10 protein-coding genes are annotated in these 13,797 nt (G+C 38.4%); 1 reads left to right on the top strand and 9 read right to left on the bottom strand.

The genetic code is table 11. From position 1 onward, the window contains the following. Both ACPYKA_RS12560 and ACPYKA_RS12555 read right to left on the bottom strand, forming a co-directional pair. Positions 1–1,004: hypothetical protein (locus ACPYKA_RS12560; protein WP_479542606.1), on the bottom strand; the 1,004-nt coding region annotated here is incomplete at its 3' end. 597 nt (positions 1,005–1,601) lie between these two features. Continuing rightward, positions 1,602–4,037, bottom strand: coding sequence for an immunoglobulin-like domain-containing protein (locus tag ACPYKA_RS12555; protein ID WP_479542605.1), 2,436 nt, complete (start codon positions 4,035–4,037; stop codon positions 1,602–1,604). Between the two features lie 742 nt (positions 4,038–4,779). Here ACPYKA_RS12555 and ACPYKA_RS12550 point away from each other — a divergent pair. Then, positions 4,780–6,282, top strand: coding sequence for a LuxR C-terminal-related transcriptional regulator (locus tag ACPYKA_RS12550; RefSeq protein WP_479542604.1), 1,503 nt, complete (start codon positions 4,780–4,782; stop codon positions 6,280–6,282). Positions 6,283–6,412: 130 nt separating this feature from the next. On the opposite strand, the gene ACPYKA_RS12545 is transcribed toward ACPYKA_RS12550, so the two are convergent. The 7 genes from ACPYKA_RS12545 to ACPYKA_RS12515 all read right to left on the bottom strand — a co-directional run. Then, complete coding sequence (locus ACPYKA_RS12545; RefSeq protein ID WP_479542603.1) at positions 6,413–8,245, bottom strand: AMP-dependent synthetase/ligase; 1,833 nt, start codon at positions 8,243–8,245, stop codon at positions 6,413–6,415. Positions 8,246–8,277: 32 nt separating this feature from the next. Further along, on the bottom strand, positions 8,278–9,411 hold the full coding sequence (locus ACPYKA_RS12540; RefSeq protein WP_479542602.1) for a thiolase family protein: 1,134 nt from the start codon (positions 9,409–9,411) through the stop codon (positions 8,278–8,280). A 16-nt stretch (positions 9,412–9,427) separates the two neighbouring features. Next, positions 9,428–10,270: an SDR family NAD(P)-dependent oxidoreductase gene (locus ACPYKA_RS12535; RefSeq protein ID WP_479542601.1), complete on the bottom strand. Its 843-nt coding sequence runs from the start codon at positions 10,268–10,270 to the stop codon at positions 9,428–9,430. A 30-nt stretch (positions 10,271–10,300) separates the two neighbouring features. Continuing rightward, complete coding sequence (locus ACPYKA_RS12530) at positions 10,301–11,092, bottom strand: enoyl-CoA hydratase/isomerase family protein (RefSeq protein ID WP_479542600.1); 792 nt, start codon at positions 11,090–11,092, stop codon at positions 10,301–10,303. 12 nt (positions 11,093–11,104) lie between these two features. Continuing rightward, complete coding sequence (locus ACPYKA_RS12525) at positions 11,105–12,307, bottom strand: acyl-CoA dehydrogenase family protein (protein WP_479542599.1); 1,203 nt, start codon at positions 12,305–12,307, stop codon at positions 11,105–11,107. After that, entirely contained in the window at positions 12,304–13,449 is a 1,146-nt protein-coding gene (locus tag ACPYKA_RS12520; RefSeq protein WP_479542598.1) for an acyl-CoA dehydrogenase family protein, read from the bottom strand. Before ACPYKA_RS12520 ends, ACPYKA_RS12525 begins: the two co-directional genes overlap by 4 nt. 11 nt (positions 13,450–13,460) lie before the next feature. Then, positions 13,461–13,797: SCP2 sterol-binding domain-containing protein (locus ACPYKA_RS12515; RefSeq protein ID WP_479542597.1), on the bottom strand; the 337-nt coding region annotated here is incomplete at its 5' end.

The raw sequence follows: 13,797 nt of genomic DNA, 5'->3' as shown, positions 1-13,797 counted from the left end.
CCACCACTTGTAGTTCCTTTATCTGTTCCTTTTGAAACAATACCCTTACCATTTTTATCGCCTTTTTTGCCTTGGTCATCATTCCCACCTAGGCCATTGTCACCGCCTTGGCCATCGTCGCCACCTTGGCCGTCGTCACCGCCTTGACCATCGTCACCACCTTGACCGTCGTCGCCACCTTGACCATCATCACCGCCTTGACCATCGTCGCCACCTTGACCATCATCACCGCCTTGGCCATTGTCGCCACCTTGACCATCATCACCGCCTTGGCCATTGTCGCCACCTTGGCCGTCGTCACCACCTTGGCCGTCGTCACCACCTTGGCCGTCGTCACCGCCTTGGCCATCGTCGCCGCCTTGGCCATCGTCACCGCCTTGACCATCGTCGCCGCCTTGGCCGTCGTCACCGCCTTGGCCATTGTCGCCATCCCCTGGTTCCGTAGATTCTTCTACAGTAACTGTAGCAAGAAGTGTATCATTATCTGGAGTACAAATTACTTCTAAATCTACAGGCATAGCTCCTAGTTTTGCATTTATAACTGCTTCAATTTCTCCAACATTTATATTTATATCTTCTGCTCCCGCTGTAAAGCTAGAGTTAACACCCGATACTTTAAAAGGAACGTGATTATCTCCAGCATTGTGTGGTGTTTCTGGAATTTTCACTCCACTACTGCCGACAACATTTACGGTTTGCCCATTAGCTTCCATATTAAAGTGATTAACATGTCCATTAAATGGATTAATTAAACCTCTAAGTGCATCTAAGTTTCCTGTAAGATCAATAGCAATATCTGTCACAATATTTTTTAATTGAAACTCTTTATTTGGTTCTACTGATTCGGGGATCGATATTTTAGGTGTAACTTTCATGTCAATATCTATTTTCCCCGCAATGGAAGTATTGGCAATACACGTATAATCAAATGATTTGGTCACTTCTGCAGCACTAACACTTTTCCATGTTGCCTGATAAAAAAATGCCATGACAAGAATTGACATAAATACAATTACTTTTTTTAATTTTTTTCTAATTTTAGCTCCTCCTCAACTTTTAATACTTTTTTAAAAAACCTTTTTTAACACTCCTTTCTGTAAACATCACTTTTCCATGAGTGCGCTTTTACTAAGCGTGACGTAAATGCCAAAGTAAAACAAATCAGTCTATAGAACCGCTTGTTTATTACTTTATATGTTTTGTCTATTCCTACCAATTCCTAAAAAACTAGTGTATTGAAGCAATATATTTTCTTTTCTCCCTACTTTTATATGGATTTGAATTTTTATTTCCCTACGTTCATTTATTAATAGTGCTACATTTAGTTTTAAAATTTCATTGTAAAAACAATAACCTCCTTACTAGCTAGGAGCATAATAATCCTAGGATTGAACTATCTTTAATATAATTGCAAAATCGACACTAATATGTCTATACGTTCAGGTTAGACAGTTTTCATTAAAGCAAGTTATCCACAGTTAAAATCCAAATATATTTTTTTAAAAAAGAAAAGCAGTGAAAACTTTGTCCAGTCGTTTTCACCGCTTGTTAATCAGCTAGAGCCGGTAGCTAAACCTTTAAACGTCATGATTTATTACAGCCTAACTTCTTATCTTCTTTCGCATAAATGCTATTGTTCCACCAACAAGTAGTAGAATAACACCTAGAGTAAGAAGTAATGGATTGCTAGTAGCTGTTTTCGGTAGGATTGATCCACTACCTGAAGATCCGTCTTTAGAACTTCCTGTTGGAACATCCCCTTTGTTTCCAATCTTTGTGTTCTTATCATCACCATTGCTCTTACCGTCTGCACCGTCTTTACCATCTGCGCCGTCTTTACCATCTGCTCCGTCTTTACCGTCTTCACCGTCTTTGCCGTCTGCGCCGTCTTTACCATCTGCGCCGTCTTTGCCATCTGCGCCGTCTTTGCCATCTGCGCCGTCTTTACTATCTGCGCCGTCTTTACCATCTGCTCCGCCTTTACCATCTGCGCCGTCTTTGCCATCTGCGCCGTCTTTGCCATCTGCGCCGTCTTTGCCATCTGCGCCGTCTTTGCCATCTGCGCCGTCTTTGCCGTCTTCACCGTCTTTGCCTGGAGGTCCTTGTAAGTTTCCGACCTGTTCCCAACCTTCTTGAGTTTTCACATAAATATCACCAGAAACTGTATCTAGGTACAAGTCACCGTTATTGCCAACATCTACACCTGGTGATCCTTCACCTACCAACCAAGTCGCACCGCCTATACCGTCTTGACCATCTTCCCCATCCTGACCATCTTGTCCGTCTTCACCTTTCAAGTTACCGATTAATTGCCAATCTTCGTCAGTTTTCTTATAGATATCAAATGTATCTGTATCTAAATAAAGATCACCTATTTTGCCTTGGTTTGGTTGAGGAGCTCCCTCTCCTGTAAACCAATTACCACCCGGTTTTTCTGGTTCTTCTGGTTCTTCCGGTTCTTCAGCGTTAACTTCACCCACTGCTTGATTTAAAGCAGCTTGAATATCTTTTGGAAGAGGATAACCTTCCTTACCTTCAGGACGATTGTCTAGCACCAGTGCTACTACTTCTGCTTTCTTGTCTGCAGATAAAGCATTGTAATCATCAAGATTAAGACCAAGATTTTCATTTTCCAAGGCTGCTTGCATCTCTTCAACACTTTCAGCATTATTCACAGCATTAAACGCTGGTTCAACAGGATCTTTCGGTCGAAACGGATTGAGAAACAACTCAAAATTTGAGTGATTCACTGCCGTTTGAACAGCATCAACTGTAGCAAATCCTTCTTCCCCCGCCGCTGTACGTTTTTCTAATATTCTTTCGGCCAACTTTGTTTTCCTGTATGTGTTGTAATCTTTGACCGCTATAAGGTTTATACCGAGCGCTTCGTTTTCTAGAGCATCCCAAAGCGACTCAACACTATTTGCGTCATTTACAGCTTTGAGCGCTTCTTCAACGGGATCTTCACCATTATCTCCATCTCCGGGTTCCTCTGTTTCAACAACATGTACAATTCTTGTCACCGCTGCTTCATTACCGGCCGCATCCGAAACAGTATAAACTACTTCGTATTCACCTGGCTCTTCCGTATTTACATCACCACTAATCTTAATAGAGTCTGTTACATCTCCATCAACATTATCTTTAGCTGTAGCACCGGGCTCGATATACTCCTCTCCAACCTTTAATTCCATTGGATTATCACCATGTAAAGTGATTACCGGCGCTGTCTTATCAACAACATTAACTATTCTAACCTCTTTTGCTTCATTACCGGCTGTATCTGAAACAGTATAGACTACTTCATATTTTCCTGGTACATCTGTATTAACTTCTCCACTAATTACAATAGAATCGGTCACATCACCATCGACATCATCTTCAGCTATTGCACCGGGCTCTACATAATCTTCACCAACTTCTAATTCCATTGGGTTATCACCATGTAACGTAATTACCGGTGCAACTTCATCAGCTTCCTTTACAGATACTGTTGCTAGTAATGTTTCACTTGGTGGCGCGCAATCAACAGTTAAATTAATAGGAAGAGGACCAAGTTTCGCATTGATCACTGCCTCAATTTCTCCTACATGAATCTCGGTATCCTCTTCCCCTGCAGTAAACTTGGAATCTATACCTGCTACTGTAAATGGAATATGGCTATCCCCGGAACCATGCGGTGTTTCAGGAATTGGTACTCCGTTGTCACCAACAACGTTTACTGATTGACCATTTGCTGTAATATTGAAATGGTTAACATGTCCATTAAACGGATTGATTAAGCCTCTAAGATCATTTAAACTCCCCGTTAAATCAATTTTAATATTTGCTAATATATCTTCTAGAGCAATTTCTCCATTTGGCTCTACTGAATTAGTAATTGATATATTTGGATTAACCTCCATATTTATTTCAATATCACCAGCAATAGAAGTGCTTGCAACACAAACATAATTGTATGTTCCAGTAGCATTCGCCGCACCAACTGTTTTAGTGCCTCCATTGTACAAAAACATTAATGTTACAACAGACATCATTACAAAAAACTTCAAAAATAATTTATTAATGAAAATCTCCTCCCCCATTAAAAAATTAGAAAACTTGACTTCTCGCTAAGCCTTGGTGATAACTAAAGTTGCACTTACGAGTGATTGACGTGCTAGTGACTTACGCCTGAGACAAATCTTTACGGCGGGACGAACGAAAGAGCAAATGCTCTTCGATGGGACGAGTAAGCGCAGTCCCAGTCCCAGGACTCCCGAGCTTTTAGCAAGTGAGCGAGTCAAGAAAGTTTTACACTTTTGTATGAAAACAAACCTATTTTTTTCATCATAGATGGTGGCTCGCTCAAGGCTAGCCCTGTTGGTTTCTTATCTGCCAAAAACGAGATCCATTTCAACCGATTCCCATCACTCCTCCTATTGTTCTATAATCTGTAGGACGAAACGACCTTGAAAACCCTTACAATTTTTGCTATATTTATAGTACTATAACAGTTAAACTAAGGAATCATCCGTTATACTACAGATTTTCTTGCTTGTCTTTACTTTAAATCTTTTACATTTAAGTACCAATTCCGAAAAATATCGTATTTTTAGACAATTTTTCTAGGTGGATCCCTACTTTTATATGATTCTGAAGATTACAAATTAATTCATGAGATATTTAAGTATGTAAAGGGGGGAAAATACGTTTACAGATTTCACGATGTCTATCAGATAGCAACATTGTCAATATTGCTACTAGTATTCTTTTACGAATTGAAGGGAGATTACTCGAATGTCCTTATCTTTAGAACTTCATATGCATACTTTATTTCATAAGGGTTTAAAATTGGTCAAAGAGTACGAAGAATCAATAAGCAATGAATGGGAGCAAATGTATAATTACTTTAAAAAGTCTGGGAAAAAATCTGCGATCATTACCAAGAAATCAATTAACATATTTTCACGCATACTGTTTCAATCGGATCATGACCAAGAATCTCTATTAGTTAATTTAAAAAATACGTGGAATGAAGAAATTGGTGAAAATCATTTGAGCCAATTTATCATTTCATTACTAGAAAGTTCTATCCATCGAGCTATAAATTTAAAAACGACGTATACTCATACCGACTATCAATCTATTCAATATGTTTTTAATAAAATTAACGAATATATTCTTTCAAGTAAATCAGTAGATCCATTTTCCATTGATGCCTTTCTGCAACATCTTGTAAAATCACATCAACTTCCAATTGAATGGATTGCTGTTATCACCACAAAAGATGAGACACTTTTAGTCAATCGTTGGTTCAGTAAAAAACAGAGATCACTCCCAACGAATGTCCCAATGGAAGCTGATTCCATTTATGCAATGATTGAGTTATTGATGGAACATATTGCTCGATCAAATAAGAAAATGATTTTGCCAATTCCTTTCGAAAATATGACACTTTTGTTCTGTACAAAAAAAGAACAAACGGAACATGTTCTTCCGTTAATTACATATGCTTTACAACTTTTTCAAAGCGGAAAATCAACATTGAAAATAACGCGCCAAGAGCAACAATGGAAAGATTCAGTAATCATGTTTAATGAATCAATTATTCGCGCACGAACCTTTAATGATGCAGTTGATATAATAACGGAGGGATTTGTAAATTATTTACCTTTTGAACGTTGTGGATTATTTTCATATTCATCCAATGATGAAATAGGGTTTGGTTTATCCGGCCATCGTCACGACCGTGATGCTATTCGAGACATCACTGAAAATATTAAAAATTTACCGCTTATTAATAATGGCCTTGAACTTTTACGATTATTCGGAAATGGTATGAAATATTTGCAACCTCTTTATATTGCTGATGCAAGGGATGGATTTCCAAAACAATATATTGATCAATTCCAATTAAAATCTTTAGTTGTCGCACCAATTTTTACACCATCAAATAATCAACTAATTGGAGCTGCAATCTTAGACCAAGGAGCGAAGACAGAATTTACAATATCTCAGAATACGTATACAGCACTGATTAAGTTTGGTCAAAGTGCTGGAGAAGTGCTTGGAAAATTTCATACGAGTTTACATTCATTAAATAAAACACTTCATTTCTCACCTAGAGAAATAGAAGTATTAGAATTGATGGCGGAAGGAGAATCAACGACAGGGGCAGCAGATAAACTTCATTTAAGTGAGTATACAGTCCGTGATTATATAACCGCCATCATGCAAAAAATGGAAGCAAAAAATCGTACAGAAGCAGTTGCTCGTGCCATACGAAAAGGAGTCATCTGAAGAATAAACAAAAAAAGAGTTAAGCCGAGGTTGAATTTTAAAAGCATGTTAAAAAAATTCATAAGGAAGAGAGGCTTTAAGCCCCTCCTTTTCCTTTTAAGATTTCCTTCACTATTGCGCAGACGAACGATCATCCTACCTCCCTTTCCTGCTTTTTCTCCTCACTATACATATTTTCAATCAATGTTTTATATTTCTTTTCGATAACGGTTGTTTTAAGCGACAATTTCGGAGTTAGTTCTCCACCATCAATTGTCCACTCTTCTCCTATGACAATCACCTTTTTTGGTTGTGCATAATTAGTAAATTTCCTCGTTAATTTCATCACTTCTTTTTCCAACATTTGCTTTACTTTTGGGTGCTGACTTATTTCTTCTTTGGTCGACGCTGTAATTCCATTTTGCTTTGCCCAAGGAATAAGATTTTCATATTCGGGATTTACTAAACAGATGACATACTTTCTGTTTTCCCCAATAACGAGAGATTGACTGATGTAAGCACTTTCATTTATTGCATTTTCAATTGGCTGAGGGGCAACGTTCATACCAGTAGATAAGACAAGTATCCTTTTTTTACGATCGATAATCTTCAGATAACCATCTGAATCCAATTCACCAACATCCCCCGTTTTAAACCAATCACCTTCAAATGATTCTTTCGTTTCCTCGGGATTATTATAATATCCTTTTGTAATACTTGGTCCCCGTACTAGTACTTCGCCATCAGCGGCAATTCTTACCTCTAAGTTTGGCAAAACTTTCCCTACTGTTCCTACTTTACCTCGAATCATTGGATTTGCTGTAATAATAGGAGATGTCTCTGTTAAACCATACCCTTCTAGTATTGGAATATCGAGAGCCCAAAAAAATTTGGCTATCTCTGGATTTAACGTGCCACCACCTGATACTAATCCACGAATTCGACCACCTAGTTGTTCTTTAATTTTTTGAAAGACTAGCTTATCTGCTCGTTTCCATTTGCGGTAAAATTTTTTCGGTAAATAATTTTGAGCCATGAATTGATCCACGCTTGCATTGAGATAATATTCATACTTTTCTTCCCCCACTGCTACCGCCCAATTAAAAATTTTTCTTTTTAGAGCAGAACTATTCTTAATCTCTTCTTGAACTTGAGTATATACTTTTTCAAATAATCGTGGGACACTTGTGAAAACTGTTGGACGAATTTCTTGTAGATTTTGTGGTATAGTTGCGATACTTTCTGCATAACCAATTGTAGTCCCAACTGATAAAGGTAAAAAATGACCTGCCAACCGTTCAAAAACATGTGAGATTGGTAAATAAGAAAGTGTGACATCTTCCGGCAATAATTCTACTAACCAAAACTGAACGCCTTCAATATTTGCTAGTATATTACCATGTGTTAACATCGCCCCTTTTGGTTTACCTGTTGTGCCGGAAGTATTAATGATCGTAAGTAAATCTTCTCGATCGAAATGCGACCAGTTTTTTTCCCAACTATTGATGGAATGATCTTTTCCTAAACTTTCTACCATGGAAAAGGCATAATAACTGTCAGAAGGATAAAAATCTTCTCCAGGATACATAATGATGATATTGTTTAGTTCATAATTCCCATTCGTCAACTTTTCTACCTGTTCTTCGTCTTCCACAATGGCTGTTGTTACATCTGTATTGTTTAAAATATACTCTACTTGTTCAGTAGGTATCGTCGGATATATTGGAACACTGACTGCTCCAATACTGGCTATAGCAAAATCTGAAATCCCCCACATTGGATTACTATTTGAAATAATTGCCACTTTATCGTCTTTCTTAATACCGATATGCAATAATCCAGATGCAAAATGATGAATTTTTTCCCAAAACACACCATATGTTATCCGTTCATAATTCCCATTTTCCTTCCAAATAAATGCATCTTTATTATGAAAGCGTTCTACTGTTCGATGAAGCATTTCCAATATATTATTTGGTTTCATTGAACACCTCTCCATTTACAAAACTCTAATGATTATAACCGTTCGATAATTGTTGCTGTTGCCATCCCAAATCCGATACACATCACTTGCAATCCAAACCTACCTTCCATGTCTTCTAAAGTATGAAGTAATGTAGTCGCAATGCGTGCACCACTTGCTCCTAAAGGATGACCTAATGCAATTGCTCCTCCCCGGGAGTTTACTTTATCCATATCTGGTTTGAATTCCTTTTCCCATGCCTTTACAACGGATGCAAAAGCTTCATTGATTTCGATGACATCCATTTGTTCCATTGTTAAACCAGCTTTTTGTAACACTTTTTTGGTCGCCGGTATTACTCCCATTAAATTTATTACTGGATCTGCTCCTACGACTGCTCTTGCAATGATTCGTGCTCTTGGTTTTATTGATAGCTCTCTAGCTTTTTTGTGTGACATGAGAAATAGACCTGCAGCACCATCGCTTATTTGACTAGAATTTCCAGCAGTTACAACACCCGATTCTGGTTGGAAAGAAGCATTCAATTGATGAAGTTTTTCAATTGTTGTCTCTCTTCGGACACCTTCATCGGTTAAAAACTGTCTATCTCCCTCTATAACAATAGGTATAATTTCCCTTTCGAAATATCCTTCATCAATTGCCTCAATTGCTCTTTGATGACTTAGATACGCATATTCATCCAATTCATTCCTTGTTAAATCCCATTCACTAGCGATCATTTCTGCTGAGAACCCTTGGGGAACAATTGTATGTTCATTCATTAATGTGTCGCTGAAACTCCCGATATCACTTCCCATCGGAATACGTGACATGCTTTCAACTCCACACGCAATAACAATAGTCGCATCATTTGCAAGTATTGCTTGACAAGCATTGTGAATCGCTTGTTGACTTGAACCACATAAGCGATTAATCGAATACGCCGGAACCTCTACTGGGAAACCAGCAGCAAGTGTTGCAAGCCTTCCAATATTTCCTCCCTGTTCATCAGTCATCGTTGCACATCCTGTTACTACATCTTCAATATCCCTTTCTGAAATATTATTTCTGTCCACTAATTGCTGTAAAATAGGAACAAGTAAATCAACAGGATGGATGTTAGATAATGCTCCTTCTTTTTTGCCTATTGCCGTTCTTATTGCATCAACAATTACAACCTCACTCACTATTGAATCCTCCCTCCTAAAAGGTGAATAGTTCAATCCCTCCTGATACATTTAATTCGACACCAGTAATATAATTTGCTTTATCAGAGACCAAAAATGTAATTGCATTGGCGATATCTTCTGGTTTTCCCGGTCTTTTAAATGCAGTTCGATTAATCATACGCTCGTTCATTTCAGGATTGCCAAGATTAAACGCTTCCGTATCAATAATTCCGGGAACAATAGCATTTACATTTATGTTATGCCTTGCCCCTTCCAATGCCATGCTCTTGGTAAAGCTTAATAATCCACCTTTTGTTGTTGCATAACTTGCTTGCCCAAATCCACCTAACGTACCTGCTACAGAGGACATATTTATAATAGATCCACGTTTTTGAGCTTTCATATGTGGCCAAACAGCTTTCGTACAATGATAAGCACCTGTTAAATTAACACGTAAATCTCGCTCCCAAAATTCATCATTTTGATACTCTAGTTGCGAGACATGATCAAGCGTACCAGCATTATTAATTAAAATATCTATTTTTCCAAACTCATCTACAACGCGTTGAACAACATCCTCTACTTGCTCTTGATTCGTAACATCCATTTTTACTGCCATGGCTCTTCTTCCCATATCTGTAATCTGTTTCTCCGTTTTGTTTGCATACATGACATTTGTACTTTGCATCACTTGTGCCATTGGTCCAAATCTCTCAGCTTCTTCTTCACTCTTTTCATCCGATTCCAATAAAATGTCAGTGACGACAACATCTGCCCCTGCTTCTGCTAACGCGAGTGCGTCTGCACGTCCGATCCCTCGTGAAGCACCTGTTACGAGGGCAACTTTTCCTTCTAGTAAGTTGTTCCAAGAAGACATTTATAATCCCACCTTTTTTAAATACTGAAATTATGTATTCGGATAAAATTGGGCCTTTTCTTTTTGAAAAAATGCCAGTAATCCTATACCAGGTTCTTCTGTTGTGAATGCTTTTGAAAATGCCTTTGCTTCAAAATTCAATCCTTCCTCTATTGGTTTTTCAGCTGCGTTGATCGCTTGTTTCGCAAGTCCCATCGAATGAATCGCTCCTTCTGCCAATCGTTCAGCAAACATGGTCGTTTCTTTTTCTAAGTCTTCGGCAACTTGCGTAATTAAACCAATTTCATACGCTTCTTCGGCAGTCAATTTTTTGGCAGTAAAAATTAATTCCATTGCTCTTGCTCTGCCTAGAATATGAGTCATTCGCTGTGTTCCACCTGCACCAGGAATGATCCCTAAAGACAGTTCAGTCAATCCAATTTTTCCGCCACTCATGATTCGGAAATCACAAGCTAAAGCTAATTCACATCCACCACCTAATGCATAACCATTAATTGCGGCAATAACCGGTTTGGGAATCTCGGCGAATTTATGAAAACAGGCCTGCATTCTTGCGCTTTGTCGTGCGATCGGATCATCTTCACCATCCATTTCACCTGTTGTAGTCATCATCCCTTTTAAATCCGCACCTGCTAGAAAGATTTTTGGATGGTTGGAAGTTACTACAATGACCCGAACTGATGGATTACTATTTAAATCATCAAGAGCTGCTTCTAGTTCTTGCATCAGTTGTTCTCCTATTGCATTAACAGGAGGGTTATCAATAATTATCCAAGTCACTCCTTTTGAATGATGTTTCAATTGGATGAGCTCATAAATCATTTCTATTACCTCCTAAACTCTAATTCCATATGGTTCATATTGACGTCTTGCAATGACTAGATGCTGAATTTCATTTGTCCCTTCAAATAAATCAAACACTTTCACATCACGAAATAATTTTTCTACAATATGACCTTCTAACCCTATAGGACCTAATAATTCTAAACTTTTAGAACAAACATCAAGTGCCATTTTTCCAGCAACTGCTTTACATATGGCGGCTTCCTTCGCATTCGGAATACCTTGATCTGCTTTCCACGCTGCCTCCCACGTAAGTAAACGGGCTGCATTAATCATGCCTTCCATTTCGGCAAACATTTCAGCTGCCATTTGGTGATATTTACCACTTAACGGAAAACTTTGTTGTACAATTTCTAACGTATATTCATAGGCCGCCCTCGCAATCCCTATCGCCATCGATGCTACAATTGGTCTTGTTGAATCAAAAGTTTGCATCGCCGTTTGAAAACCAGACCGTTTAGAATTTTTCTTTTCATACAGTTCTTCACCGCCAAGTAAGTTGTCAATTGGTACAAAGCAGTCTTCAAATAATAACTCTGCAGTTTCATTAGCTCGTAATCCCATTTTTTCAACCAAACGAGAACACGTAAAACCAGGTGTGCCCTTTTCAACGACAAAAGCTCTTTGTCCTGCTCTTCCTAACGAAGGGTCAACTGTTGCAAATACGACAACCCACGAAGCACGCCCTCCATTTGTGATAAAGATCTTCTGGCCGTTAATTAGATAACCGCCATCCACTTTTGTAGCTATTGTTTGAATATTGGAAGCGTCAGAACCTGCTTCTGGTTCTGTCAGTGCATATGCGCCCCATCTTGGTTTGTCATTTTTAAAGATCGTCAAAAACCTTTCTTTTTGTTCTTTTGTTCCACTACTTTGAATAGGAGGGCCCCCAAGTCCTGCACCAGGTAACGATAAAGCAATTGCTGGGTCACCCCAAGCAAGCTCTTCGGTTGCGATGACTGCCATTCGATTCCCTTCGCGTTCTCCTTTTTTGTTAGCGCTCTCATTTTTACTATTACTAATGGATGAGGTATTAAGTTGAATTCCGAACTGGTTTACTTTTTCTAACCAAATTTCAGGCACATAGCCGAGTCTATCTGCCTCTAAAGAAATGGGTCGGATTTCGTTTTCTGCAAACCAATGGGTCATTTCTTTAATTTGCTGTTGCTGTTCAGATAATTCAAACGATATCATGACATCACCTTTTTCTCAGTCTCTACTAGAATTTGGTCACCACGACGTGTTAGGAATTCTCTTTCTCTTCCATATAATATTACTTGGGCTTGTGCATCTCTCATCCATTTCTCCACAGGATATTCTTGTACATACCCATGGCCGCCTAACAATTGTACAGCAGAATCAGTTACAAAATGGACCCCCTTATGTGCGGCAACCATAGTGCTTAATGCATAGCCTTCTGCATTTGAATGACCGTCATCTGTAGCTTTTGCCGCTTGCCATACAAGACTTTTTAGCATTTTTACTTCCGTCACCATTTTGGCAATTCGAAAAGATACCCCTTGAAATTTGGCGATCGGTTGCTGAAATGCCTTTCGTTCCGCTGTATATTCTGTTGCATAATCTAATGCGGCTTGCATGAGTCCCAGCTGCTTTGCCGCTTGTAATATATAAATTCTAGTGTTCGCTTGCTTTAAAATGTTTTCTGCATTATTCCCTATTGCGATGACTTGATTTTCTGAAAAACTTACTTCATCAAAAGATATTCTAGCAATCTGTGCTTCTCGTAAACCTAAACGATTATCACATGTTTCAACTTCCCATTTGTTATGGCTTTTATCTAACCAAAAGAGCGTGGTGTCTCCGGTGTCATCTTTGATACCGATTATTAGATGAGTCGCTATCTTCCCTAACCTTACTGGTTTCGATTTTCCATGCAGCATGTAGGCATTACTTGTTTTCGTTAATTTTAAGCGACTTTGTGCCATTTCTTCTGCAGCTTCCTCAATAAAGGCGATTGTACAACTTTTTTCTTTAACGAAATTTCGTTGCTCTTCATGTATCTGTCGATCACCTATAACGCGAAGTACTGATGCACCATCCCCTAATCCTGGAAAGCCTTGAACTATTCCTAAATCTCCGTAACATAATGCTTCTAAAATCTGTACTTGTGAAATAAGTGGTAATTGCATCCCGCCTAAACTATCTGGTTCCTCCATTGTTAAAAACCCTAATTGGTTTACCTGATCGATCAATTCATGTTGGACAAAACCTTTTTGCTCATTTTCACGTGCAGAACGTCGTATATCTTCCCTTCCAAGTTTGTATGCCACCTCTGTAAAAGCTTTTTCTTCGTCCGTTGGCTCAAATGAGATCATTAGTAACCCCCTTACTTACTTTTCTCTTTATTATAAGTTGCCAAAATACTTTGCAGTTTCAAAGCTAGCCCCATATTTCCTTTAATTTTTAATTTTCCACTCATAAAAGCTTGTGTTCCATTTAATTTACCTTCCGCCATTTGTACAAAATCGTCTGCCTTCATATGGAGCGTGCAATCCGCTTTTTCTTTTTCTCCTTCAGCGGTTGAACGATGATCATTTTTTAATATCAGTTGATATATTCCAGGGTCTTCATCCGTTAAATTAAATTGATAAACAGCATTAACCCCTTCCGCATACTTTGGATCTCTACTTAATGCATCATTAATTTCTTGAAAAACTTGTTTA

Origin of the sequence: Pseudogracilibacillus amylolyticus (SeqCode) (assembly GCF_051918545.1) — a bacterium.
Lineage (GTDB): Bacteria > Bacillota > Bacilli > Bacillales > Amphibacillaceae > Pseudogracilibacillus.
Note: the sequence above shows the minus strand (reverse complement) of the source record. Positions and strands in the feature narration are given on the sequence as shown.

Excerpts from the sequence above, each read along its gene's own strand:
- ACPYKA_RS12555 (WP_479542605.1), bottom strand. The coding sequence starts at position 4,037 with ATGATGTCTGTTGTAACATTAATGTTTTTGTACAATGGAGGCACTAAA.
- ACPYKA_RS12550 (WP_479542604.1), top strand. The coding sequence starts at position 4,780 with ATGTCCTTATCTTTAGAACTTCATATGCATACTTTATTTCATAAGGGT.
- ACPYKA_RS12545 (WP_479542603.1), bottom strand. The coding sequence starts at position 8,245 with ATGAAACCAAATAATATATTGGAAATGCTTCATCGAACAGTAGAACGC.
- ACPYKA_RS12535 (WP_479542601.1), bottom strand. The coding sequence starts at position 10,270 with ATGTCTTCTTGGAACAACTTACTAGAAGGAAAAGTTGCCCTCGTAACA.
- ACPYKA_RS12530 (WP_479542600.1), bottom strand. The coding sequence starts at position 11,092 with ATGATTTATGAGCTCATCCAATTGAAACATCATTCAAAAGGAGTGACT.
- ACPYKA_RS12525 (WP_479542599.1), bottom strand. The coding sequence starts at position 12,307 with ATGATATCGTTTGAATTATCTGAACAGCAACAGCAAATTAAAGAAATG.
- ACPYKA_RS12520 (WP_479542598.1), bottom strand. The coding sequence starts at position 13,449 with ATGATCTCATTTGAGCCAACGGACGAAGAAAAAGCTTTTACAGAGGTG.